The 24,444-nt window shown below is 64.7% G+C and carries 20 protein-coding genes; 3 read left to right on the forward strand and 17 right to left on the reverse strand.

Annotated features, from left to right (window positions below):
- Positions 1-66: 66 nt before the first annotated feature.
- The 14 genes from cheZ to GO999_RS20990 form a co-directional block, all read right to left on the reverse strand.
- Positions 67-729 carry a protein phosphatase CheZ gene (gene cheZ, locus GO999_RS20925; protein ID WP_011004651.1) on the reverse strand — a complete coding sequence of 221 codons (663 nt, stop codon included), beginning with the start codon at positions 727-729 and terminating at the stop codon, positions 67-69.
- Entirely contained in the window at positions 729-1,130 is a 402-nt protein-coding gene (gene cheY, locus GO999_RS20930; protein ID WP_011004652.1) for a chemotaxis response regulator CheY, read from the reverse strand. Before cheY ends, cheZ begins: the two co-directional genes overlap by 1 nt.
- A gap of 174 nt (positions 1,131-1,304) precedes the next feature.
- Complete coding sequence (cheB, locus tag GO999_RS20935; RefSeq protein ID WP_165591817.1) at positions 1,305-2,450, reverse strand: protein-glutamate methylesterase/protein-glutamine glutaminase; 1,146 nt, start codon at positions 2,448-2,450, stop codon at positions 1,305-1,307.
- Between the two features lie 20 nt (positions 2,451-2,470).
- Entirely contained in the window at positions 2,471-3,088 is a 618-nt protein-coding gene (gene cheD, locus GO999_RS20940) for a chemoreceptor glutamine deamidase CheD (protein ID WP_038938507.1), read from the reverse strand.
- A gap of 80 nt (positions 3,089-3,168) precedes the next feature.
- Positions 3,169-4,047, reverse strand: coding sequence for a CheR family methyltransferase (locus tag GO999_RS20945; protein WP_011004655.1), 879 nt, complete (start codon positions 4,045-4,047; stop codon positions 3,169-3,171).
- A gap of 615 nt (positions 4,048-4,662) precedes the next feature.
- On the reverse strand, positions 4,663-6,462 hold the full coding sequence (locus GO999_RS20950) for a methyl-accepting chemotaxis protein (RefSeq protein ID WP_211906817.1): 1,800 nt from the start codon (positions 6,460-6,462) through the stop codon (positions 4,663-4,665).
- 168 nt (positions 6,463-6,630) lie between these two features.
- Positions 6,631-7,122: a chemotaxis protein CheW gene (locus tag GO999_RS20955; protein ID WP_011004657.1), complete on the reverse strand. Its 492-nt coding sequence runs from the start codon at positions 7,120-7,122 to the stop codon at positions 6,631-6,633.
- A 69-nt stretch (positions 7,123-7,191) separates the two neighbouring features.
- The gene (gene cheA, locus GO999_RS20960) at positions 7,192-9,372 is read right to left on the reverse strand and encodes a chemotaxis protein CheA (protein ID WP_011004658.1); all 2,181 of its coding nucleotides are present in this window, start codon (positions 9,370-9,372) and stop codon (positions 7,192-7,194) included.
- A gap of 18 nt (positions 9,373-9,390) precedes the next feature.
- Complete coding sequence (locus GO999_RS20965) at positions 9,391-9,804, reverse strand: response regulator (RefSeq protein WP_011004659.1); 414 nt, start codon at positions 9,802-9,804, stop codon at positions 9,391-9,393.
- Between the two features lie 44 nt (positions 9,805-9,848).
- Positions 9,849-10,793: a flagellar motor protein MotB gene (gene motB, locus GO999_RS20970; RefSeq protein ID WP_011004660.1), complete on the reverse strand. Its 945-nt coding sequence runs from the start codon at positions 10,791-10,793 to the stop codon at positions 9,849-9,851.
- Positions 10,794-10,877: 84 nt separating this feature from the next.
- The gene (motA, locus tag GO999_RS20975; protein ID WP_003263511.1) at positions 10,878-11,738 is read right to left on the reverse strand and encodes a flagellar motor stator protein MotA; all 861 of its coding nucleotides are present in this window, start codon (positions 11,736-11,738) and stop codon (positions 10,878-10,880) included.
- A 453-nt stretch (positions 11,739-12,191) separates the two neighbouring features.
- Entirely contained in the window at positions 12,192-12,752 is a 561-nt protein-coding gene (flhC, locus tag GO999_RS20980; protein WP_011004661.1) for a flagellar transcriptional regulator FlhC, read from the reverse strand.
- 74 nt (positions 12,753-12,826) lie between these two features.
- Complete coding sequence (gene flhD / locus GO999_RS20985; RefSeq protein ID WP_003263508.1) at positions 12,827-13,144, reverse strand: flagellar transcriptional regulator FlhD; 318 nt, start codon at positions 13,142-13,144, stop codon at positions 12,827-12,829.
- 752 nt (positions 13,145-13,896) lie between these two features.
- Entirely contained in the window at positions 13,897-14,256 is a 360-nt protein-coding gene (locus tag GO999_RS20990) for a hypothetical protein (protein WP_072633770.1), read from the reverse strand.
- A gap of 56 nt (positions 14,257-14,312) precedes the next feature.
- On the opposite strand from GO999_RS20990, the gene GO999_RS20995 reads away from it, so the two are divergent.
- Together GO999_RS20995 and GO999_RS21000 are read left to right on the forward strand one after the other, a co-directional pair.
- On the forward strand, positions 14,313-14,759 hold the full coding sequence (locus tag GO999_RS20995) for a FlxA-like family protein (protein ID WP_011004663.1): 447 nt from the start codon (positions 14,313-14,315) through the stop codon (positions 14,757-14,759).
- A gap of 85 nt (positions 14,760-14,844) precedes the next feature.
- Positions 14,845-16,458: a COG3904 family protein gene (locus tag GO999_RS21000; RefSeq protein WP_211906818.1), complete on the forward strand. Its 1,614-nt coding sequence runs from the start codon at positions 14,845-14,847 to the stop codon at positions 16,456-16,458.
- Between the two features lie 213 nt (positions 16,459-16,671).
- On the opposite strand, the gene GO999_RS21005 is transcribed toward GO999_RS21000, so the two are convergent.
- The 3 genes from GO999_RS21005 to GO999_RS21015 all read right to left on the reverse strand — a co-directional run bounded on the left by GO999_RS21005 (position 16,672) and on the right by GO999_RS21015 (position 21,820).
- Complete coding sequence (locus GO999_RS21005) at positions 16,672-18,075, reverse strand: DHA2 family efflux MFS transporter permease subunit (protein WP_089190903.1); 1,404 nt, start codon at positions 18,073-18,075, stop codon at positions 16,672-16,674.
- 74 nt (positions 18,076-18,149) lie between these two features.
- Positions 18,150-18,989: an alpha/beta fold hydrolase gene (locus tag GO999_RS21010; RefSeq protein WP_011004666.1), complete on the reverse strand. Its 840-nt coding sequence runs from the start codon at positions 18,987-18,989 to the stop codon at positions 18,150-18,152.
- Positions 18,990-19,006: 17 nt separating this feature from the next.
- Positions 19,007-21,820 carry an AMP-binding protein gene (locus tag GO999_RS21015; RefSeq protein WP_165591816.1) on the reverse strand — a complete coding sequence of 938 codons (2,814 nt, stop codon included), beginning with the start codon at positions 21,818-21,820 and terminating at the stop codon, positions 19,007-19,009.
- Positions 21,821-23,008: 1,188 nt separating this feature from the next.
- Between GO999_RS21015 and GO999_RS21020 the strand changes: the two genes are divergently transcribed.
- Entirely contained in the window at positions 23,009-24,160 is a 1,152-nt protein-coding gene (locus GO999_RS21020) for a CaiB/BaiF CoA transferase family protein (protein ID WP_011004669.1), read from the forward strand.
- The last annotated feature ends 284 nt before the right edge of the window (positions 24,161-24,444 follow it).

Consider the following 24,444-nt stretch of genomic DNA (forward strand, 5'->3'; position numbering starts at 1 on the left):
CGGAAACGACAACGCCCGCCGGGTAGGCGGGCGTCGGGCGGCACGGCAAGCCGGGCAGCAGCCGGATCAGAAGCCGAGGCTCGCCAGCAGATCGTCGACCTGCTCCTGGTTGGCGACCACATCCGGATGATCAGGATTGATCTGCGGGCCATTGAGCAGGGACGACCCCACCTCCACGCGCAGATGCTCGGGCGCGTTGTCGAGCAGGATGCCCACCAGTTGGCTCTCGATCAGTTGGACGACATCCAGCACCTTCTTGATCACCTGGCCGGTCAGGTCCTGGAAATCCTGGGCCATCAGGATCTCCATCAGTTGATGGTTGGTGTCGCGCGTTTTTTGCGGGACGCTGCGCAGGAAGCCATTGGTGATCTCGACCAGGCTGCGGATCTCATCATCGCCCAGCTGGCGGTCCATCCAGGATTGCCAGCGCGTGACGAGCTCCTCGGCCTCGCCTTCGAGCTGGTCCTGCACCGGGCGCGCCGCGTCGATGGCGTTGAGCACGCGGGTGGCCGCCTGCTCGGTCATGTTGGCGATGTAGTTCAGGCGGTCGCGCGCGTCGGGAATGGCCGAGGCCGCCTTCTCCACGCCCTTGTCCAGGCCCAGCTCGCGCATGCTCTCGTGCAGCATGCGGGTCAGGTGCCCGATCCGCTGCAGCATGTCGGGCATCCCTTCCGGTGCAGCAGCCGTCTTGTCGGCGCCTGCGCGGGCGCCGTCGCTCATCTCGCTCATTACGCCCCCTTTTCGATCTTCTCGAAGATCTTGCCCAGCTTTTCGTCCAGCGTGGCCGCGGTGAACGGCTTCACCACGTAGCCGTTGGCGCCGGCCTGGGCGGCCGCGATGATGTTCTCCTTCTTGGCCTCGGCCGTCACCATCAGCACCGGCAGCTTGTTGATGCCGGGGTTGGGATCGGCACGGATGCCCTGCAGCATCTGCAGGCCATCCATGTTGGGCATGTTCCAGTCCGAAATCACAAAATCGAACCGGCCTTCCTTGACCTTGGCCAGGCCGGCGGCACCGTCCTCGGCCTCGTCGACGTTGGCGAAACCGAGCTCTTTGAGCAGGTTACGCACGATCCGGCGCATCGTCGGGAAATCATCGACGACGAGGAATCGGTACTGGCTCTTGTCCATGGACACAATCTCCGCAAACTAACTGAAATGGGGGGTTTTCGGCATACCTGGCAGTCTTATCGGCCCACAGCCCCGATTCTTGAGCGCGGCCCGCCTGGCGTGTGCCACCGGGTGCGCGCGGGGCCATCCGGGCGCCCGACCGCTGCGCCCGCGACCACGCTGTCGGCAACGCGCTTACACGCGGGTCACCCGGCCATGCGCCGACAGCCTGGCCAGCACGTGCGGCCCGATCTGGTGCAGCGGCAGGATTTCATGCACGCCGCCATGGGCCACGGCTTCCTTGGGCATGCCGTAGACCACGCAGGAGGCCTCGTCCTGGGCCACGTTGTAGGCGCCGGCGTTGCGCATCTCCAGCATGCCGGCGGCGCCGTCCTTGCCCATGCCGGTCAGGATCACGCCCAGCGCGTTGGCGCCGGCATTGCGCGCCGCCGAGCGGAACAGCACATCCACCGCCGGGCGGTGGCGGTTGACCGGCGGGTTCTGGTCCAGCTCGGTCACATAGTTGGCGCCGCTGCGGCCCAGCGACAGGTGCATGTCGCCCGGGGCGATGTAGGCGTGGCCCGGCAGCACGCGCTCGCCGTGCACGGCCTCCTTGACGCGGATGCGGCACAGGCCGTCCAGCCGCTTGGCGAACGACGTGGTGAAGCCGGCCGGCATGTGCTGCACGATCAGGATGCCGGGACAGTCGGGCGGCATCTCCAGCAGGAAATCCTTGATGGCCTCGGTGCCGCCGGTGGACGCGCCGACGATGATCAGCTTCTCCGTCGACGAGAAATGGGTACGGGCCGGCGCCGGCACCGCCGCCGCGTCGTGCTCGGGACGCGCATGAGCAGCGTGGGCGGTATGGACGACATGCGCCGGCGACGCCGCGGCCGGGGCCGGGGCCGGCGACGCCGTGCGCGGACGCAGCCGGGCCCGGGCCGCCGCGCGGATCTTGTCGGCGATCTGGTCGGCGTATTCGTTCATGCCGTCGCGCATGCCCAGCTTGGGCTTGGCGACGAAATCGACCGCGCCCAGCTCCAGCGCGCGCAGCGTGGCCTCGGAGCCGCGCTCGGTCAGCGACGAGATCATCACCACCGGCGTCGGGCGCAGGCGCATGAGCTTTTCCAGGAAGTCGAGGCCGTCCATCTTCGGCATTTCGACATCGAGGGTCAGCACGTCAGGGTTGGTCTGCTTGATCAGGTCGCGCGCGATGATCGGGTCCGGCGCGACGCCGACCACCTCCATGTCCGGCTGGGCGTTGATGATCTCCTTCAGAATGCTGCGGATCAGTGCGGAATCGTCGATGCACAGCACCTGGATCTTGCGTTTTTCGTTCATATCGGGGGCAAGTACAGGGATTACGTAAACAGTTGCAGGCGCGAAGCCGGCTTGTCCGCGATGGACCTGGACAGCTTGCTCGCGTATTGCGCTTCGCTGTCCAGCTCGGCCGCCGACCCTTGCGAGCGCAGCTTGCGCACCATGATCTGGCCGGTGGACGGCACGAAATAGACCTTGCGCGGATGCACGTCGAAGAGATCCTTGGCCGCCACCGGCAGCCCTTCGCTGCGCAGGAATTCGAGCACGAACTTGCCGTTGCGCTCGCCCACGTCCAGCGTGCTCATGCCGGCCAGCACGGCCGCGCCGCCGAACACCTTGATCTCCAGGTGCTCGCGCCGGGCGCCGGCCCGGTACAGCTGGTTGAGCAGCACTTCCATGGCGTGCGTGCCGTAGCGCATCGACGGCGACAGGATCGACTCCGACTCGTTGCGCGAGGGCAGCATGAAATGGTTCATGCCGCCGATGCCGAGGAGCTTGTCGCGCACGCAGGCCGAGACGCACGAGCCGAGCACTGTCACCAGCATCAGGTCTTCGGTGGTGACGTAGTACTCGCCGGGCAGCACCTTCATGGCGCGGCGGCTGAAGGTGGTGTCGTAATAGGCGTGGGTGCTGGCGGCCGACTGCGCCAGCGTCGCCATGGCGCCGGCGGTCATGCCGCTGTCGCTGCGCACGGTATCGGGCATGGCCGCGCGCGGCACCGCCTTCTTGCCGAACTCGATCATCGTGCCCCCAGCTTCGCGCGGATCTCCGGCGCGATTTCGTAGACCGTCTTGCCGCGCAGCGACCACGCCTTGGTCACCTGCAGGAAGCTCTCCGAATGGCCGGCGAACAGCAGGCCGTCCGGCTTCATCACGTCGACGAAGTGCTCCAGGATCTTGGCCTGGGTCGGCTTGTCGAAATAGATCATCACGTTGCGGCAGAAGATCACGTCGAACTTCTGCGTGAGCGGCCAGTCGCGGTCGAGCAGGTTGATCTGGCGGAAGTCGATCATCGCCTGCAGCTCGGGCCGCACGCGGGCATAGCCTTCCTGCTTGCCGGTGCCGCGCAGGAAATACTTCTTGAGCCGGTCGGCGGACAGCGCCGACACGCGCTCCATCGGGTAGATGCCGGCGCGGGCGCGCGCCAGGGCATTGGTATCCACATCGGAGGCGACCACGCTCACCTGCCCCGGCGACATCGAGCCGAAGGTCTCCGCCAGCGTGATCGCAATCGAATAAGGCTCCTCCCCCGTCGAGGAGGCCGAGCACCAGACAGAGAACGGCGTGCGCTTGGCCTTGGCGTGCTCGGCCAGGATCGGGAAATGATGCTGCTCGCGGAAGAACGCGGTCAGGTTGGTGGTGAGCGCATTGGTGAAGGCCTCCCACTCGTCTGGCAGGTGACCGTTCTCCAGCGCGTCCAGGTAATCGCGGAACGAAGCGATGTTGACGATGCGCAGCCGCCGCGCCAGGCGGCTGTAGACCATCTCGCTCTTGCGGTCGGACAGCGAAATGCCGACGCGGCGATAGATCAGGCTGCGGATGCGGGCGAAATCTTCCGCCGTGAACGAAAACTCGCGCGACGCGAGCGTCGGCGAAACTGGCGCCAATGTCTGTGCCATGGTGAACTACCCCGTAATTGCGCGAGTCCCGGCGCCCGCAGGTATCCGACCGGCGGGCCACCTTGCTACCGGGGCCGCGCCGTCTCCGGGCGCGCCCCTCAGAAAGTGCTTCAAGCCTCTTCATCGGCAGAAGGCAGCGCCAGCTTGAGAGCTGGCGCTGCTCCCATCGCCGAAACTGCGGCCAACACCCCTGGTGGGCCGCAGAATGTGATTCCATATCCCCTTTCTTTTCCGCAACCGCGTTCGGAACAGGCGCCACTGCACCGGACGCGCCACCGGCCTTGGCCAGGCGACGCGGCGATAGCGCGCGCCACCGCGCGAACCGGGCCGACCACCTTCTCCGGCCGCACGACGCCGCGCACGGCCAGGGCAACCGACGCCACGGCCACCGCCTCTTCTCTCTTTTTTCATGCCCCGGTGCTTGCGCCAACGCGCACCGGGAGCGGCCCCTGTATGGACCGCCTCAGCGCCGCGCCGCCGGGGAGGGGGATCGCCCCGGTTCCCGGCGGCGCGGCCGGCTCAGGCAAAAAAAAACCTGCCCCGAAGGGCAGGCTGCACACCACAAACACACACGAGAGAGCTTTCGCGAGCAGCGGAGATCCCGTGCATACATGGTTAAAAGGTTTCCCAGTCGCTTTCGTCGCCTCCTGCCGCGACGAGCTTGGGCGCTTGCTTCTTCGGCGCCGGTACAACGGCCTTGGCCGCTGCCTGACGCGTACGCTGTTGTTCGTTTGAACTCGCTGTGGCCGGCGGCCGCGCCACGGCGGCCTTCGGTGCCGGCCGCCGCGCGAGTGCGGTAGCCCGCGCCGGCGCCTTCACCGGGGCGGCGGCGGGCCGCGCGGGGCGCGCCACGGTCTGCGCCGGCGCATCCGCGCGGGTGCGGAAAGCCGCCACCGTACCGCGCAGGCCATCGGCCTGCTCCTGCAGCGACATGGCCGCCGCAGCCGCCTGCTCCACCAGTGCCGCGTTCTGCTGCGTGGCCTCGTCCATCTGGGTCACGGCCTGGTTGACCTGGGCGATACCCTCGCTCTGTGCGTCCGACGCGGCGGAGATCTCGCCCATGATGCCGGTCACGCGCTTCACGGCCACGACCACTTCATCGATGACGGTGCCGGCCTCGGCCACCAGCGTGGTGCCGCTCTCGACCCGGCCGACCGAGTCCGAGATCAGCATCTTGATCTCCTTGGCCGCGCCCGCCGAGCGCTGCGCCAGGCTGCGCACCTCGCCCGCCACCACCGCAAACCCCCGGCCCTGCTCGCCGGCCCGGGCCGCTTCCACCGCCGCGTTCAGCGCCAGGATGTTGGTCTGGAATGCAATCCCTTCGATCACGCCGATGATGTCGGCGATCTTCCTGCTGCTGTCGTGGATGCCGGCCATGGTCTCAACCACGCGACCGACCACTTCGCCGCCCTTGACCGCGATGTCCGAGGCATTGACCGCCAGCGTGCTCGCCTGCCGCGCGCTGTCGGCGTTCTGCTTCACCATGCCGGTCAGCTGCTCCATGCTCGACGCCGTTTCCTCGAGCGACGAGGCCTGCTGTTCGGTGCGCTGCGACAGGTCGGCATTGCCCGCCGCAATCTGCTGCGTGGCGCTGGCGATCGCATCCGATCCGGTCCGCACCTGGCCGACCATGCCCTGCAGGCTCTCCTGCATCCGCTGCAGGGCCAGCAGCATGCGACCGGTCTCATCGGCGCGATCGACGTGGATCGCGTGCGTCAGGTCGCCCCGGGTGATGTGTTCGGCCTGCTCGATGGCGCGGTTCAGCGGCACCGTGATCGAGCGCCGCAGCGACCAGGTCAGCAGCCCGCCCCCCACGATGCCGACCAGCAGCAGCGCGGCGGTCAGGGCGCTCAGGCCATCGTGCTCGCGCTGGCCGGCTTCGTAGCTGGCGCGGGCAATCTCCATCTGCATGCGCGACAGCGCTGTCACCTTGTCGCCCAGCGGCCGATACAGGGCCGGCATCGCCTCCATCACCGTCTGGCTGGTGCGCCCGGCATCGCCGGCCTGGATGGCCTGCATCAGCGCCTGGGCGCCGTCGCGCAGGAACACCGTGCGCAGCGCGTCGGCCTCGTCGGCCAGCTTGCGTTCGTCGGGCGTGGACGGCAGGGCGCGGTAGCGCTTCCAGGATGCGTCGGACTTGGCGAGAAACATCCGGGCGCGCTCGAGGGTCTTGCCCAGGCTCGGCGCCTTGATATCCATGGCGGCCCGGTCGAGCACGAGGCGAAAGCTCAGCATGCTCGCATCGGACTCGGCCAGCGCCACGGCGCCCGCCAATTGCATTTCATAGGTCGCCTGCACACGCGTGTTGGCGTGGCGCATGCCGAGCAGACCGGTCGTCCCGATGACAACGGCGAGCACGGCAACACCCGCCATCATCAGCGCCAGTCGGAGCCGGATGGTCATTCCGCGGAACATGATTCCCTCCCCCTGCGAGCGAATGCACCGTATATCGTCCCGGCACCTCGCTCGGCGCCGGCCTGGTGTCTGGCCGCTCTCCGGATCGCGGGCATGCCGCTGTCCGGAACTATGCAGGCCGGCGCGATATTGCGGACGCCCCGGCCGTTCGTTGTGTCGATCGGTGCGTCAGGCCGCTTCGGCTTCGTCGCACAGCGCCATGTCGGCCGACATCAGCAGCTTCTCGATGTCCACCAGGATCAGCATGCGCTCATCGATCGAACCCAGGCCACGGATGTATTCCGTGTCCAGCGCGCCCGAGAACTCCGGCGCCGGCTTGATCTGCTGGCTCTGCAGCGTCAGCACGTCCGACACGCCGTCCACCACGATGCCGACCACGCGATCGGTCAGGTTCAGGATGATGACGACGGTGTACTGGTTGTACTCGACGCGCTCCAGCTCGAACTTGATGCGCAGGTCGACGATCGGCACGATGATCCCGCGCAGGTTGATCACGCCCTTGATGAACTCGGGCGCGTTGGCGATGCGCGTCACGGTCTCGTAGCCGCGGATCTCCTGGACCTTCAGGATGTCGATGCCGTATTCCTCGCGACCCAGGGTGAAGGCCAGGTATTCTTCCCCGCCGGTCTCTTCACCGATCGCGTGTTTCTTGACTTCCATTGCGGCTCCCTCGGCTCGTTGCCGTCACTAGATTGAGTAGGTGATGTTCCGTTCAGGCGAGGCGTCCGCTCACGCGGCGGCCATCGCCTCGGTCGAGAACCGGCCGTCCGCTGGCGCGCTTGTCATCTCCGGCTTCTCGGCACTAACGGCGCGCACGGCGCTTTCTGAATGGCCCGCGCGGGTCTCGCGCATCAGCGCCGACACGTCGATGATCAGCGCCACGCTGCCGTCGCCCAGGATGGTCGCGCCCGAGATGCCCGACACCTTGCGGTAATTGGTTTCCAGGTTCTTGACCACCACCTGCTGCTGGCCGACCAGCTCGTCGATCTGCAAGGCGATCTTCTTGCCTTCGGAATCCAGGATCACCACGATGCCCTCGGACGGATCGGCAATCGACGGCGTGATGCGGAAGCGCTCGTACAGCGGCACCAGCGTCAGGTATTCGTTGCGCACCTTGAGCAGGCGCCCGCCGCCGGGCACCGCCTTGATGTCTTCCGGACGCGGCTGCAGCGATTCGGCCACGCACGACAGCGGCAGGATGAACACCTCGTCGCCGGTCTTGACCGACATGCCGTCCAGGATCGCCAGCGTCAGCGGCAGCACGATGCGGATCGTGGTGCCACGGCCAGCGTGCGACTGGATCTCGACATAGCCGCCCATCGACTGGATGTTCTGCTTGACCACGTCCATGCCGACACCGCGGCCCGACACGTCGGTCACCTGGTCGGCGGTGGAGAAGCCCGGCGCAAAGATCAGCTGGTTGATCTCGTCGTCGGTCATGTTGTCCGACACCGGCAGGCCGCGCTCGCGCGCCTTCTTGAGAATCTTGTCGCGGTTCAGGCCCTGGCCGTCGTCGCTCACCTCGATCACGATGTTGCCGCCCTGGTGCGCGGCGGACAGCAGCAGCTGGCCGGTGGCGTCCTTGCCATTGGCCACGCGGGCCTCCGGCTTCTCGATGCCGTGATCCAGGCTGTTGCGCACCAGGTGCGTAAGCGGATCGATGATGCGCTCGATCAGGCCCTTGTCCAGCTCGGTCGATTTACCGAAGGTCGACAGCTCGACCTGCTTGCCCAGCTTGTGCGCAAGGTCGCGCACCAGGCGCGGGAAGCGGTTGAACACATAGTCCATCGGCATCATGCGGATGGACATGGCGGCTTCCTGCAGGTCGCGCGCATTGCGCGTGAGCTGCGACAGCCCCGAAAACAGCCGCTCGTTGAGCACCGGGTCGAATGCCGACGCGGTCTGCGCCAGCATCGCCTGCGTGATGACGAGCTCGCCCACCAGGTTGATGAGCTGATCGACCTTCTCCACGCCCACGCGAATCGACGTCTCGGCCGCGACCGCCGGCTTCTCGGCGGCGGCCGGACGCGACGGCGCCGGCGCGGCGGACGCGGGTGGACGCGCGGCTTCGTTGGCCGCCGGCGCATGGGCGGTGGTCTGCGCGGCGGCCGGCGCCGGCGCGGCCACGGCGGCTTCGGCCACGGCCGCCGGAGCGGCCGGCGCAACGGCCGCCGACGCCGGGTCCGCCACATGCGGCGCGATGACGATCTGGTCGGCGTCGATGATGAAGCAGCTCACGGCGATGATGTCGTCGGGCGTGCAGGTGCTCTGCAGCACGATGTCGCTGTTGCGGCCGCTGCGCGCGTGGCGCAGCACCGTGCCGAGATGCTTGAGCTCGGTGACGATCAGCTCGCAATCCTCGTCGGATACGTTGACCAGCTTGACGTCCAGCCCGCCATCGATCGCGCCGATCGGCGGCTCGGTGGCGGCCGGTGCCGGCGCTTGCGGCTCGGCGGCAGCGGCGGCCGGTGCGGCAGCGGGTGCCGCGGCGGCCGGCGCCGCAGCCGTTGCCGGCGCGCCGTCCTCGGCGGTCAGGCTGTTGAGCTTCGCCACCATGTATTCGAGCGTGGCGGTATCGATCGGGTGCTCGTGCCGGTAGGCTTCAAGTTGGCTTTTCAACACGTCTTTCGTTTCCAGGAAGGCGTCCACCATGTTCTCGCGCAGCTGCAGCGTGCCCGTGCGTGCGCGATCCAGAATCGATTCGAGCACATGCGTCAATTCCGTCATGTGCGTGAATCCGAACGTTGCCGCGCCGCCCTTGATGGAGTGCGCGCAACGGAAGATGGCGTTCAGGTCGTCAGAGGATGGGTTGGCGACGTCGAGATCGAGCAGCAGCCGCTCCATGTCGACGAGCAGCTCTTCCGCTTCTTCAAAGAAGGCGCCGAAAAACTGGCTGAGATCGAGATTCATGTCGGTTGTCCCGGTCGGTTAATGCGTGGACGCGGACCCGTGGGTCTGCGCGTGCCATTCGAGCAATTGCATCACGGAGTCCGTCAGACCGTCCGGATCGAAAGGCTTGGGCAAGAAGCCCGTCGCGCCGGCGGCGCGCGCCTGGTCGCGAATGGTGCTGTCGGCCTCGGTGGTCAGCATCAGGATCGGCGTGTCGGCATAGGCCGGCAGCGTGCGCAGCGCGCGGATCAGCGTCAGGCCGTCCATCGCCGGCATCACCTGATCGGTGATCACGAGGTGGTGGCTGCCGTCGGCCTGCCGCTGCACGGCTTCCAGCGCGGCGGCGCCATCGGTGGCCTCCGTCACGGCAAAGCCGCACGCGCGCAGGCAGGTGGCGATCATGCGGCGGATCGACGTGGAATCGTCCACGACCAGGATGTGTTTTTCGCTCATGGGCTGCTCTCTCCCTCGGCTCTGGCGGCTCTCTACGTCTCGTGTCACGGCTTCGCGCCCACCGCTTCGGCCACGCCGGTGGCACGCGCGGCGGCGTCGGTCAGGGTGTCCTTGCCATCGTTGTGCAGCTCGGCGGTCGGCTCGATGCCGCCGGCGCGCACCGCGTTGGCCGTGCGGTTGTTGAGCACGACGATGCTGATGCGGCGGTTGATCGGGTTGAACGCATCGGTCTTGTCCAGCGGCACCGACGCTTCCAGGCCCACCACGCGGGCCACCTTCTCCGGCTTCATGCCGCCGGCGATCAGTTCGCGGCGCGAGGCATTGGCGCGGTCGGCCGACAGTTCCCAGTTGCTGTAGCCGTTCTGCGTGGCGTACTGCGTGGCGTCGGTGTGGCCCGACAGGCTGATCGGGTTGGGCACGTCATTCAGCGCCACGCCCAGCTCGCGCAGGATGGTGCGCATGTAGGGCTGCACCTCGGCACTGGCGTTGGCGAACATCGGGCGGTTCTGCTGGTCGACGATCTGGATGCGCAAACCCTCGCTGGTCATGTCGATCAGCAGCTGGTGCTTGAACTGGTTCATCACCGGGTTCGACTCGATCATTTCCATGATGTGCTGCTTGAGCTTGTTGAGCGCCGCGTCATCGCTTTCGTCGCGGATATTGCGCTGGCGCTGCACCGTCTGCGACGGGCTCGGGTTCGGCTGCGGCATGTTCTGCTTGATGGCTGGACTGCCCTGCAGAATGCTCGACTGATCGCCCGAACCCGCACCGCCGAACAGCGCCACCTTCAGCGGCGTGCGGAAATACGTCTCGACCGACGAGAGCTCGGCCTTGGTCACCGAACTCAGCAGCCACATCAGCAGGAAGAACGCCATCATGGCGGTCACGAAATCGGCGTAGGCGATCTTCCACGCGCCACCGTGGTGGCCGTGCCCGCCCTTCTTGTTGCGCCGGATCACAATGAAGGTCGGCGTGCTGGACTTGCTCATGGTCCGTCCCGTCGGTCTGGTACTGCGTCAGAAACGGCGCGGCTCGTAGGCTGCGCGCTCTTGGTTGGTCTGCGTTGCCGTGCGCTACGCGGTCTTGGCGCCGCGCACGTGGTCTTCGAGTTCGGCAAACGAGGGGCGCTCGGTCGAGAACAGCACCTTGCGGCCGAACTCCACGGCAATCGCCGGGGCGTAGCCGTTCATGCTGGCCAGCAGCGTCACCTTGATGCACTGGAACAGCTTGGTCGACTCCTCGGCGCGCTGCTCCAGCAGCGAACCCAGCGGGCCGATGAAGCCATACGCCAGCAGAATGCCGAGGAAGGTCCCGACCAGCGCCGAGGCGATCAGCTTGCCCAGCTCGGCCGGCGGCAGGCCGACCGAACCCATGGTGTGCACCACGCCCATCACCGCGGCGACGATGCCGAAGGCCGGCATGGCGTCGCCCACCTTGGTGATGATCCGCGCGGGCTGCTCGGCCTCGTGGTGGTGCGTGTCGATTTCCTGGTCCATCAGCGCTTCGATCTGGAACGGATTCAGGTTGCCGCCCACCATCAGGCGCAGGTAATCGCAGATGAAATCGAGCGCGTGGTGGTCGGCCTGGATGGCGGGATAGTTGGAAAACAGGGCGCTCTCATGCGGGGACTCGATGTCGGCTTCGATCGACATCATCCCTTCGCGGCGGATCTTGGACAGCATCACGTACAGCAATGCCATCACTTCCATGTAGAGCGCCTTGGTGTACTTGGAGCCCTTGAACAGGCCCGGCAGCGACTTGACCGTCGCGTTGATCGCCTTCTTGTCGTTGCCGACCACGAAGGCACCCACGCCGGCGCCGAAGATGATCAGCAGCTCGGTCGGCTGGAACAGGGGACCAAGGTGTCCTCCGGCCAGCATGTAGCCGCCGAACACCGAGGCGAGAATCACGATGTAACCGATGGCGACTAGCACGGGGCAAACTCCTGAATGGGCGATCCTGCATCAATACAGGGGGAATTAACGGCACACACCCGGTTTACTGAAGGCTTCGGGCACCGTTTTTGGTCCGGCGCAGCACATGGGAAGCGCCTCGCCTGCTTTCAAGAACGGCAATAAACCGGGCGGCTTGAGCACCACCCGCCTCCCGGCGCCTCCGAGGCAAGGCGGATCGAAAGAAAAAAGGGACGGAAATCACTTTCCGTCCCTTCGGCATGTGCGGCGGCAAAAAAAAAAACGCCGGTCGGCCACGATACGTGCGGCGAACCGGCTATCCCCCTTCCCCTTTTGTGCTGTCTGAGCCCCTGTGCTTTCTGCTGTCCTTTTTCAGGATCTGGATCGTGTTGCTGCTTGCGGACTGCGGGGCTTCCCGTCCTGGCCCCCGCGCCCGCTATTCCCGTCGTCCCCGGCGGTCCTGCTCAAAGCCGTTCAGGCGTCGATCGTCTTGTCCGCGACCGCATCGACCTGGCCAGCTACGCGCTTTTTCTTGCCTGCGCGTGACGGCGGCTGGCATACGCCGCACACGAAATCGTGGTGCAGGTCGTCCGCATGGGCCACGAAATGGCCGGTACAGCGCTTGCACTTCACGGTGTGCAACATCTTCCCCTCGAAGAACTTCAGCATCATCCACGCGCGAGTGATCGACAGCACCTCTTCCTGCTCGTGGACGTGGATATGCTCCAGATACAGCTTGTAGGCCGAGATCAGGCGCCGCACACCGGTGCTGCGGCTGTTCTCGCCCAGGAAACGGTAGATGTTCAGGAAGATCGACGAATGGATGTTCGGCGACCAGGTGAGGAACCAGTCCGCGGAGAACGGCAGCATGCCCTTGGGCGGCGACTCACCACGAATTTCCTTGTACAGCTTGACCAGGCGCTCACGGCTGAGCGTGGTTTCCTGTTCCAGCAACTGCAGACGCGCACCGAGCGAAATCAATTCCGCTGCGAGGTGGATCTGCCCGACTTCGTTCATGACGCTGGTATGACGCATGGCACTGCTCCCGCTTGCTTCCTGCTACCCATCCGAATCCCTGAACCGGGCGGAAAGACCCGCCCGCAATCGGCTCAGTTGATCTGCTCAACCGCCTGACGCGCGAGCAGAATCGACATTTGCGATTGCTGCAGGCCCTTGTCACGGTGCGGCTGGGTCACCAGACCCAGGATGGCGTGATCGTCGAAGCGGAAACGGCACAGCAGCATGTTGGTGCTGGCCAGCTTCACGATCTGCGCGGGCGACATCGTCAGCAGGATGTCAGCCAGTTCTTCCGAGATGCCGAGACGAAAAAGGGCGGCATCGCGATCCTTGGCCAGCATCTGCTGGGCAAGCATCAGATAAGTGAGATTCAGTTCACTGATCTCGGAAACAATGTCTTGCGTGTCCATGTTTGTCCCGTCGTGTGCAGTAAAAGTACATCCCGCATCCGATTCCTAGCGGTGACGTCCGGCAGCGGCTGCACCGCTTTCCCTCGCCGGGCTTCGCCGAGCCCCACAAATCGGATGTTCCTGACAGTCGACACCGTTGCCGGCCCCTTCCGTCTACTTCTACTCACGTCGCAAAAGACATGGCGAAGTTGTTTTCTGTTGAACACATTGTGGATTTCGAAACGGGGTAAGTAAAGAAGGGCGCCCCCCTACCGTGGAGGGGTGGAAGGTCAACTATTCTTGTAGGCAATCATCCTACAAAAACATTAAGAAACGCGAAGAAATCAGCGTTGGGCGGTGTAAACGAACGGGATAGACCGTGCGCTAAAGCGGGCGTTTGACACGGTTTTCCCCCAAGGTTTCGACAAAGAAAGCAATTTAATTGCCTAAATTTTCGACAAGTCGCTTGGGAAAGCGTCGCACAATCGCGACTCTGAGCATGGGATGCCGGGGAATCAATCCGTAGGACACTTCCTACCCTGTCCTACAAGTTTTGTAGGACAACTCCGACGGTAGAACACACAATTTGTAGGAGTCACTCCGACAGGCCGGCGGCCACTTTGTAGGACTGCACCTACCATGTCGTCCACTATAAAGAGACGCGTATCTCTTATAGATACAGAATTCAGTCGCGCAGCAAGGCGTATCGCTGAGAGAGGCGAATCATAAGTCACCAAATTGGACTTGTTGCGTGTCGACGTGCAATACACATCTCATTTTTTCTCATCAATCGCCTGACGAGCATCGAGCATGAAGCCAATTGCAGCATCGCCGGGGCGGCGACCGGTGTACTCGATGGGAAACCGGCGGAACATCGCAGGCGCGCAGCGCGGTGCGCGCGGCCGATTCGGCGGCGGCGCGCGTCCATCCGGCCGGCACCAGCGCGACGTTGTGGCAGACCGCTCGCGGCACGACGCGATGCGCGCGAGCTGCGCCGCGGGCGATGGCACCGCCACCGTCCATCGACGTCGATCGGAATCGGCCGGCCCTTGCTCGACGGCCGCAATCCACGCATGGCATCGAAAGAACATCGCGCGATTCGACAGCACCCGGCGAGAGATTTTTCGCGGCACATCTCAAGTTCTCCGCCCCACCGCCGATAACAGGCGTACCGAACAGCGAGATAGCCATGCAACTGACTTCCTCCTCCGCATCGACGACCGCAACCACCGGCGCCACAGGTGGAAGCGGCTCGGCAACCGAAATCGAACGGCTGCAGCGCCAACTCAAGAACCTGCAGAAATCGCTCGCTGACCTGTCCACCCAGGGATTGCCGGCGACGCAGCTCAAGGAACAGCAGCAGCTGCTGAGCCAGCAGATCCAGATCGTGCAGGCCCAGATTGCCCGCCTGCAGTCCCAGAAGGGGCTCGAGCAGGCCGAGAAGCGGATCGAGAACAAGCAGTCGAGCGCCTCCGGCGGCAACTCGGCAACCACCAAGGCGCAGGTCACCGACAAGGTGACCGGCTCGTCCGGCACGGCCGACGTGCGGCACCAGGCACGACAGCAGTCGAGCCATCCGGCCAGCACGACCACGATCGAGCCCGCCGACCCGCCGCAGGTCTCGATCCTGGCCTGATCCCTCCGACGAGGGGAAGCGATCTGCGCGGCCAGACAGCGACAATGGCCGCGCCGCACACTGGTACGCGGCTCCAAGCTTCAACATGACTTCCGCCGCGACCCACGTCTGCCCGCCCGCTTGTCCCGCCGATCCACAGCCGGCGGCGCGCCCCTCACGCAATGTCTTCGCGCGGCACTGGCGCGGCGACTACAGCCTCGCCCGCTCCTACTGGCTGCATACCGCCCTGATGCAGTTCGGCACGGTGACGCTCAGCGCGGGCATCACCCATGCGCTGGCGCACAATGCGCCGGCGCGCGCCGCGTCATCGGCGCTGCTGCTGATCTATGCGCTCGGGCTGGTCTTGTGGATGTGGGCCATCGTCGGCACCTGGCGTGCGGCGGAGCGCGAACAGGCGGAGAAGCGGAGCGCCGGACTGTCGGGCGTGTGGTGCAAGGTGGCCAAGCTGATGATCCTGCTGGGCGCGATCGGCACCGGATCGCGCGTCGTCAATGACCTGCCGCGCCTGGGCGCGCATGTGCGCACCGCGCTGGGCGAGCAGGCGGCTTCGCCATTTGCCGTCACGCCGCAGCGCGACGGGCGCGCCGTGCTCTTCACCGGCGGCATCAACGACGGCGCCGCCGACGCCCTGGAGCAGGCCTTGCGCAAGACGCCCGGCGCCACCACCGTGGTGCTGCGCTCCGAGGGCGGCTGGCTGCGCGAGGGGACGCTGGTCGCCGCGGTGATCCGACGCCATCGCCTGCACACCTATGTGGAACGCACCTGCGCATCGGCGTGCACCATCGCCTTCCTGGCCGGCGACGACCGCGCGGCCGCGCCCGGGGCGCGCATCGGCTTTCATCGGCCGCGCGCGATCGGCGCCGACCAGGACCAGGCACCCGGCGCCACCGACAGCGCGCTCTGGAGCGCCTATGCCGCGGCCGGCCTGCCGGATGCCTTCGTGCGCCATGTCCAGGCAACGCCATTCGACGCGATATGGTTTCCGACCGACCGGGAATTGCTGGACAACGGCGTCGTCACGCGCGCCTCGTCCGGCGGCGAATACGCGACCATGGCCACGCTGCTCACCACGCGCGAAGCCCTCTCCGCCGAACTGCGCGCCGCGCCGCTCTACGCAACGCTCGAACGTAAATACCCCGCCCACTTCAAGAGCCTGCTCGACAACATCTGGCCCGCCCTGCAGCGCAATGCCAGCGATGCCGAGATCATCGCCCAGCTGCGCGCGCAATCATCCAGGCTCTACCGCGTCCTGCTCCCGACCGCGCCCGATGCGCTGCTGCTCGCCAACGCCCGCCTGACGATCGATCAGGCGCAGACCCTGCAGCGCATCAGTCCGGAGGCTTGCGTGGGCTACCTGGACGGCACCGCCGGCCCCGGCACGATCGCCGCCCGTCTGCCGGGCACTCTGCTGACGCGCGAGCAGGCCCTGTTCTCCGACCTCGTGCAGGCAGCCGATCCCGAGCACGCCCCCATGGTGACCCGCGCCCAGGCCATGCCGGCGCTGCAGCTGGCGATCGCCGCGCTGCCCGCGCAGGAGCAGCGCGTGCTGACCTTCCCGACACTGCGTCACACCGCGCCGGCCGCCGAGCGCTGCCGCGCCTTGATCGACTTTGCCCAGGCCATCCTGTCGCTGCCCGACGCCGATCGCGTGCTCGCCCTGCGCGGCATCTACGCCCCGACGTCCGCGCCGGATGCGTGAGCCCCCATGTCGGGGAATGGCCCCAGGCTTGTGGCCATGCGGCGCGCGATAACCGGGACCGATTTTCGGCGCTCATGGCGAGGGCAAGCGGCTTATATGAGTGGATGGCACCCTACGACACCAACGCGGAATCGCAGGCGCTCAACATTCCGCCGCACCCGCCTCCGGCCAATGCACGTCGGAATGTATCCGCCTGGTCATCGCGTTGCCCTCTCACAGATTGGCCGACTGCGCTGCGGTCGCGGCGCGATGCGTTGGTTGCCACGTTGCCGAGAGGACAGCCGCCATTGACAGGACGGCACAAACGCCCATCACATGCGCGAATCCCTCGCTGAAATCTTTCTCCGAACCCAGATTTCCCCAGATCGAAAATGCGACGACCGCAATGGCAATGCCGGTTGCGCCGCCGAGAATCCGGAACATGTTGAAAACCCCGGACGCCTTGCCGATGTCTTGTACCGTGACGGCCCCCAGCACCGCTTTCTGTGCCGCAGGTCCAGCCATCGATATACCGGCCCCGGAAATCACCAGCGGAGCAACCAGGTTCAGGTACGACGTCCCTGGCGATGCAGCCCACGCAATCCAGGCAAATCCGATGGCCTGCAGGAGCAGGCCGGTGACCATCACCGAGCGCTCACCGATCCGATCCACCATGCTGCCGGCGAGCGGCGCAATGAAGAACAAGGTGACCGTCCATGGAAGCAGGCGCAGGCCGGCGGCAAACGGGTCATGCCCCTGGGCCGACTGGAAAAATTGCGGGAGGAAGAACACGACCCCGTACATCCCGGCATAGAAGAGAAAACAAGCGGCAATGCCCGACGAGAATACTCGCGAAGCAAACAGTCGCATAGGGATCATGGGATGTTTGGCGCGCCGCTCCCACAAGACGAAACAGATCATAAAAGCGGCACCGACAACCAGCGCCAATGGCGCCTCGCTGTCAGACCACCCCTTGCTGCTGCCCCGCATGAGCCCCCAGACAAGACCGATGGACGCTCCCATGACGAGCAGCGCGCCCGGAATATCAAGCGCGGCAGCCGGCCCCTTGCTGTCTGGGATGCGCCGTACGGCTAGCACGATCAGCGGCAGTCCAATGGGCACATTCAGCCAGAAAATCCACTGCCAGGGCAGGTTGCCGGCAATGACACCACCCAGAACCGGTCCCAGGATCAGCGCCAGTCCCGTGATGCCGCCGAATAAACCCAGTGCTTTCCCGCGGCGTTCGGGTGGAAACGCGGCACTCAGCAACGCCATTGACAAGGGGGTGACGAGGGCACCCCCAGCCCCCTGAACCACTCTCGCGGCGATCAGCCATTCCGCGCTTCTCGCGAGGGCACACGCGATGGAGGCCGCCACAAACACGCAGAGCCCGGTGACGAATACCCTCCGCCGACCGAAGCGATCGCCCAATGCTGCTCCTGTCATCAACAGGGCCGCCAGACTCAGGTTGTAGGCGTTCATGGTCCATTGCAACGCGCTGAGCGAAGCACCGAGGTCCGCGCGAATGGCACTCGTCGCAGTCGCGACGACCATTGCATCCAGCATTGCCATCAACGTCGCGATCGAAGTCAATATCAATACCCATTTCTGGGTGCGATCAAATTCAGATGCTTTCATGATCCAATTGGTTTTCCAAGAAAGTCGGTAGCGGCGGGTGGTCTCCACGGCATCCCGACAGGGTGTTCCCAGTTTTAGGCGACCGCCAACGCAGAAAGATGGTCGAGTAACGCCTGATTGAAGCGCGTGGGCGTCAGCACTGGCGACGCATGCATCGCGTCGGGAATGACCGCCAAGCGCGACGCCGGAATGCAGCCATGCGCCACGTCCGTTGCGATGCGATACAACGGCCGGGTCAACCCGCCCCGTGCCATCACGACGGGGACTTTGATATGCGCCAGATCGGCCCGGTTGATGGATAAAGGCTCTGCTGCGCCGAACATCAGGGGGACGGTGCGCGCGTTATCGAGGAAGATCGAACGCGCCGTATCGGATAACGCCTCGAAAAGGCCCGTGCTTCCGTTTGCGTGATCGAATACCGCGCCGACCGCCCCGGCGGAGTCTCCCCGGCTTTTCAGGGCCAGGGCTGCGCCAACCATGTCGTGACGGTCTTCGGTCACGATCCTGACCTCCTCGGGATCCTCGACAAATGTGGTGACGCCCGGCTCGTAAGCAAACAGGGAGCCCACGCAGTCCGGATGCCGCACGGCAAGGGCAAGCGCGAGTGCCGCGCCATACGACCATCCGACGATATGCGCTGGAGCCACGCCAAGTTTGCGTATCAGGGCGGCGAGGTCATCCACATGTGTGGACGGCGAAAACCGCTCGCCACGGTCCCGCCACTGCCGCGTTCCGAAGTAACGCTGCGACGGTGCGATGACCTTGTGGTGCCTGGAAAAGAGGCGTATCTGATCATCCCAGACACGGTGATCGGAGATGTAGCCATGCACGAACACGAGAGGCGGCCCCTCTCCCTGCTCCACGTACTCAATATCCACGCCATTCACGTGCGCCAGGTTGACGGCCGCCGTCATCGGCCCCTCCGTCCGGCTCACGCGGCATCTCCCAACACCCGATCCAGTTCAGCGCGCAGCACCGCCTGGAAGCTCGCCACATGTCGCGGGTCCAGCATCGTGTGGTGTTCGCCGGCCACTTCGATGTACCGGTTCGGCGAGCGCGTAAGCTGATCCCAGCGCTTCAGTTCATGCTCGAGATACGCCTGCTTCGAACCCCAGAGCGGATCGGCATAGAACACAGTGATGGAGTCAACGCTACCGGACGGGGTGTATGCCTGCCCAATGTCGGACAAGGACAGCGCCAGTGCTGCCCAGGCCTTGAACCGTGGAAGATCCAGATCCAGTTCTTTCAAACGTTCTTTGGGGGCGATCTCGAACAGGTAGTCGCACGGGTCCTTGTGCGGCTGCATGGCGCGTAACCGTTCCGGCAGCGCATCAATCTGCGATCGATCGATCAATGACAAGAAGAACGCGAGCATAAGCGCGCTTTCGACGGCATCCACCTTGCCGCGCGGATGCTTGATGACGGGCGGGGCATCGATGCTGCCGAGGAACGCGACCTGCTCCCCTTGAGCTTCCAGCATCTGGGCAACGGGCAGTGCAACCGGCCCGCCGTAAGAGTACCCAACGATCGCATAGGGACCCTGGGGCTGACGCTTTCGGATAGCCGTGACGTAAGTCCGGACCAGTTCATCGAACGATTGAAAATGGGTCTCGCCCGGGTTGAACCCACGTGCACGCAGCGCATAAAACGGACGGTCATTCACGAAATAGTTCGCAAGATTCACGAACACCAGAACCTCCCCCACGCCCGGGTGGATACAGAACAGCGGCGTCTTGCTGCCGCTGGTCTGTAGCGGGACAACAGGGTCGTATTCGGCGTGCGCGCGTCGTGCCGGATCGATACGTGCGGCGAGCGCGCGCGGGCTCGGATTCTGCAGGATCACTGCAAGCGAAACGCCAGCCTGCGCGCCAAACTGGCGATGGAGCCGTTGCTGCAGTTTGATGATGTCCAGTGACGTTCCGCCAAGATCGAAAAAGCTTGTGGTCGCACCGATCGTCGCGCCGGCGATTCCGAACAGGTCCGCATAGAGATCGATGATCGCGCTCTCGATCGCATCTGCTGCCGGCGTATAACCGCCCATCTGACGTTCGGTCATCTTCTCGATGTACGCGATCGTCTCGGAAAATTCGCCATTTTCAAGGCGTTTGCGCAGTGTCGCCCGCTGGATCTTGCCCAGACTGGTCTTGGGAAAGTCTGTCTTGGGCAACGGCAATATCAGGGCTGGCCGGAATCCCCACAGGAGAATCGTCGTGTTGCGTATGGCGACATTCAGTTGATGCAGGCGGGCTTCGTCGTTCAGCGGTATCGTCGTCGCGAATATCACGACCAACAGTTCAGTATCGACCCCTTTGGGGCGGGTTGGAAATGCGGCAACGAACGAACGCTCAATACCGTCGAGCTGCTCAAGCGCGACTTCCAGTTCGTGGCTGAAGTAGTTTGCTCCGCTGACCACAATGCTGTCCTTGCTGCGCCCGACCAAACGGAGTTGTCCCCCGCGAATCTGGCCGAGATCACCACTGCGAAACCAGCCATCTTCCGTAAAGGCTTGACGGGTTGCCTCCTCGTTTTTGTGGTAATGGCCAAAGACCATCGGCCCGCGAAGCTGCAATTCTCCTGTTTCGCCATCCGGAAGCGGTGCGCCACTCTCGTCGACGACGCGTATCTGCAAGCCTGCGACCGGATATCCGAGGCTCGCGAACTCCCGACGCTGGTCGCCGTCGGGAAAGTTGCGCGAATAGATTGATCCGGCACAAGTCTCGCTCATCCCAAACGCAGGCCAGAGTGCCGAGGCCACGAGTCCATAGGGCGCAAGCAGCTCGATAAACCGGTGCCCCGTCTCCACCACCACGGCTTCGCCGCCCGAAATAATGTGCCGCAGACGGGACAGGTTGAAACTGTGCTTTGCCTGGGCTTGAGCATCTTTGGCTTGCAGCGCAGCGTTGATTTGGCCGAACAGGAAGTTCGGCGCGAAGGTCATTGAAACGCGATGGTCCGAGATGAGCCGCAGAAACAGGAGCGGGTCAGACAGGATCGGGGCAGAATCGACATGAATCTGCGCGGCGCCAACCGACAGCGGTAGCAAGTGCGCTTCCAGCAGGGCCGCGACATGGTCGAATGAAATCCAATTCAACGTGACGTCATCGGAGCCGAGCCGCTGATATCCGTTCTTGCCTGCCATTGATGCGAGCAGGTTCCCGTGCGTCAGAACAACCGCTTTGGAGTTTCCGGTCGAACCCGACGTCAGTACGAAAACAGCGGGATCATTCACACGAGCAGGGTGGACGGGGACCAGCGGTGAGACCGAGTGCGCATGACGAAGCGCGTCCAGTGTCACGACCTCCATGGTGTCCGGCAGACCCGCCTTGAGCGTATGCGTTGTGATGAAAAGCGGGCTGTCCAGCAACGCGTCGATGTGCTCCAGTGTCTTTTGCCAGCGCATCGGATCATGCCGAATCGGCGCGACAGGACAGGGAATCACGCCACCAAGCACGCACGCCCAGAATGCCGGCACAAAATCCCGCGCTCGCTCAAGCAGCAGTACAACCTTATCCCCAGGCCTGCGTCCGAGGACTCGGAGTTCGGCAAGGATGCACTTGGCCTCCTGAAGCAGCTTGAAGTAGCTCAGGCAATCCACTTCGCCGGCGCCATGATCATCAACAAAGCGCAGGCCGGACTCGGGATATCGATACGCTGCCTGCAACAGCAGGTCGCTGGTGGTCAGCGACGGGAAGTGGTCTGCTTCCTGTACATGGAATGTCGAACTTTCAACAGCTACGGTCGTCACGGATCGTTCCTAGAAATATTGTTGAACGGAGGACTTTTGTAAAAGCTATACCCCTGCGACTTGAAATGGAAATTCAAATCATGGAACCAGCATCACTGCGAAGCTAATTCGATGGCAAGGCGGCTTGTTTTTTTGGCGGGCGATTACTTCCAAATCGACACAAGAATCCAGAACGGAAACGTTGATTCCGAAATACTTCGTTGGCGGACGCGCCCTGGTTCCCATGCTCGCCTGATTTGCAAGTGATTCACGACCAATTCACGCAATGATGCGGAATTGCATGGCCGACATAATGAATAGGCGCAATGCGACCCGCCTGCAAATCGATACAGCACCGTTATTCTCAATTTTTCTCACATAAGCCGCCGCAACAAACTGCTGATCTGGCGCACCTTGTCTCCAGTACCGCCTGGTTTCCAAGCCGGGGCTTCGGCCACTTGATCAAAGAGTGAGGAGCATGTTGGCCGATGCTGGATGAGCCTGCCCTCAAGAGGTGCAGGCTGCTGACCAAGATTCGCCGCCAACGGCGAACACGATAGCGATCAAGCCGACGCCGACGCTTTTCGCGAGCGCACGGTTCAACGCAACGGCTCGGCCAAACCATGCCTAACGCATAGCCAAACAACTTCGGCCGGCCAAAAAGCGATTTCAAAATGAGGCGCAGTAGTTCTGGCCAGGCGTGCGGCCGCAGACCGTACTGGATGACGGCGAGGCCGCACAACGACGCCAGAATCATTTTGATAGCGCTTTTAAGTGCTGCATGGGTCGATCCGCGTTGGATTCCGCGGTACACGCTGGAGAAACGGTACGCCGCCAACTATGCTCGGCTGCCTATTGCAACCCACCCGAGAAACGGAATATGTTGTGCGTTTGGATCGTATGCAGTGACGGGTTCGCTGTCAGCATGCGTGGCAAGCCAATGCCGCCGGACGCGTTTGCCTCAGCCTGTCGCACACCAGCGGATGGGCGCTGATCGCGATTTCGAGCTCAGGTGCCGAGCGGGCAGATCAAACCGGTCCGCTCACTGGATGAAGATGCTGTCACCGGAAAACGCAAGAGTGCAATATCGACACCGACGGCACACACTGCATGACACAACGCGCGGAACAATCACCGGCCGCGATATCGCCAAGCCGCCCGGGACGTTTCCGTGGTTTCATCTCCAACCGCTTTTTCAGCCTGACGAACATGCATCACGACAATGAATCCCTGCCGCTTGCCGGCATCCGCGTGCTCGAATTCACCCATCTGGTCATGGGGCCCACGTGCGGCATGATCCTGGCTGACCTCGGCGCCGAGGTCATCAAGATCGAGCCGCCCGGCGGCGACAAGACGCGCAGCCTGCCCGGACCGGGCATCGGCCTGTTCCGGGCCTTCAACCGCAACAAGAAAAGCGTGGTGCTCGACATCACCACCGATGAGGGCCGCGCCGCCGCCCGCGAGCTGGCCGGCCAGTGCGACGTGGTGCTGGAGAACTTCCGCCCCGGGCTGATGGAGCAGTTCGGGCTGGACTATGCCGCGCTGTCGGCGGACTACCCGCACCTGATCTACGTGTCGCACAAGGGCTTCCTGCCGGGGCCTTACGAGAACCGCCTGGCGCTGGACGAAGTCGTGCAGATGATGGGCGGGCTGTCTTACATGACCGGTCCGGCCGGGCGCCCTCTGCGTGCCGGCACGTCGGTCAACGACATCATGGGCGGCATGTTCGGCGCGATCGGGGTGCTGGCGGCGCTGCGCGAGCGCGATCGTACCGGCCGCGGGCAGGAAATCCAGAGCGCGCTGTTCGAGAACTGCGTGTTCCTGGCCTCGCAGCACATGCAGCAGTACGCCATGACCGGCGAGCCGCCGCCGCCCATGCCGGCGCGCGCCCTGGCCTGGAGCGTGTATGACGTCTTCACGCTGGCCGGCGGCGAGCAGCTGTTCATCGGGGCGGTGAGCGACAAGCAGTTCGCCACGCTGTGCAACGTGCTCGGCCATCCGGAGCTGCTCGACAACCCGCAGTACGCCAGCAATGCGCTGCGCGTGGCCGCGCGGCCGCAGCTGCTGCAGGCCTTGGGCGACATTCTCGCGCGCCACGACGCGGCAACGCTGGCGCCCCGGCTGGAAGCGGCCGGCATTCCCTACGCGCCGATCGTGCGCCCGGACCAGTTGCTCGACGATCCGCACCTGAAGGCCAGCGGCGGGCTGGCGCCGATGCAGATGGACGACGGCTCCACCGGGCCGGCCGTGCTGCTGCCGCTGTTGATGGGCGGCCGGCGGCCGGGCGTGCGCGGCCCGCTGCCCAAGCCGGGCGAGCATACCGAGGAGGTGCTTGCCACCCTCCGCGCGCGCACCGCCTGAGGCGGCCACGACAGAAAGCGGAGCGGCCCCCCCCGCCCCGCCCCGCCCCACACCCGGCCCCGGGCACCGGGCACCGGGCCTTGCCGCCCCCGGCTCAGCCCGCCGTCAACGCACCAGGCCGCGCGCGCATCGGCCCGAGCGGAAGCCCGCGGCACGCACGATCACCGGCCGCGCGCGGCAATCGAAACGGCGGCGGGCCCCGCCAAGGGTCCGCCTGCAAGAGGATGGGGATCGGAGCCGCCCGGCCGCATCGAGGCCAGCCGGATCGCGCAGCCAAGCAGCAC

Source organism: Ralstonia nicotianae, assembly GCF_018243235.1.
In the GTDB taxonomy this organism is placed as follows: Bacteria; Pseudomonadota; Gammaproteobacteria; order Burkholderiales; family Burkholderiaceae; genus Ralstonia; species Ralstonia nicotianae.

Coding starts and splice junctions, on each gene's coding strand:
- cheZ (WP_011004651.1), bottom strand. CDS start 729: ATGAGCGAGATGAGCGACGGCGCCCGCGCAGGCGCCGACAAGACGGCT.
- cheY (WP_011004652.1), bottom strand. CDS start 1,130: ATGGACAAGAGCCAGTACCGATTCCTCGTCGTCGATGATTTCCCGACG.
- cheB (WP_165591817.1), bottom strand. CDS start 2,450: ATGAACGAAAAACGCAAGATCCAGGTGCTGTGCATCGACGATTCCGCA.
- cheD (WP_038938507.1), bottom strand. CDS start 3,088: ATGGCGACGCTGGCGCAGTCGGCCGCCAGCACCCACGCCTATTACGAC.
- GO999_RS20945 (WP_011004655.1), bottom strand. CDS start 4,047: ATGGCACAGACATTGGCGCCAGTTTCGCCGACGCTCGCGTCGCGCGAG.
- GO999_RS20950 (WP_211906817.1), bottom strand. CDS start 6,462: ATGTTCCGCGGAATGACCATCCGGCTCCGACTGGCGCTGATGATGGCG.
- GO999_RS20955 (WP_011004657.1), bottom strand. CDS start 7,122: ATGGAAGTCAAGAAACACGCGATCGGTGAAGAGACCGGCGGGGAAGAA.
- cheA (WP_011004658.1), bottom strand. CDS start 9,372: ATGAATCTCGATCTCAGCCAGTTTTTCGGCGCCTTCTTTGAAGAAGCG.
- GO999_RS20965 (WP_011004659.1), bottom strand. CDS start 9,804: ATGAGCGAAAAACACATCCTGGTCGTGGACGATTCCACGTCGATCCGC.
- motB (WP_011004660.1), bottom strand. CDS start 10,793: ATGAGCAAGTCCAGCACGCCGACCTTCATTGTGATCCGGCGCAACAAG.
- flhC (WP_011004661.1), bottom strand. CDS start 12,752: ATGCGTCATACCAGCGTCATGAACGAAGTCGGGCAGATCCACCTCGCA.
- flhD (WP_003263508.1), bottom strand. CDS start 13,144: ATGGACACGCAAGACATTGTTTCCGAGATCAGTGAACTGAATCTCACT.
- GO999_RS20995 (WP_011004663.1), top strand. CDS start 14,313: ATGCAACTGACTTCCTCCTCCGCATCGACGACCGCAACCACCGGCGCC.
- GO999_RS21000 (WP_211906818.1), top strand. CDS start 14,845: ATGACTTCCGCCGCGACCCACGTCTGCCCGCCCGCTTGTCCCGCCGAT.
- GO999_RS21005 (WP_089190903.1), bottom strand. CDS start 18,075: ATGAAAGCATCTGAATTTGATCGCACCCAGAAATGGGTATTGATATTG.
- GO999_RS21010 (WP_011004666.1), bottom strand. CDS start 18,989: ATGACGGCGGCCGTCAACCTGGCGCACGTGAATGGCGTGGATATTGAG.
- GO999_RS21020 (WP_011004669.1), top strand. CDS start 23,009: ATGCATCACGACAATGAATCCCTGCCGCTTGCCGGCATCCGCGTGCTC.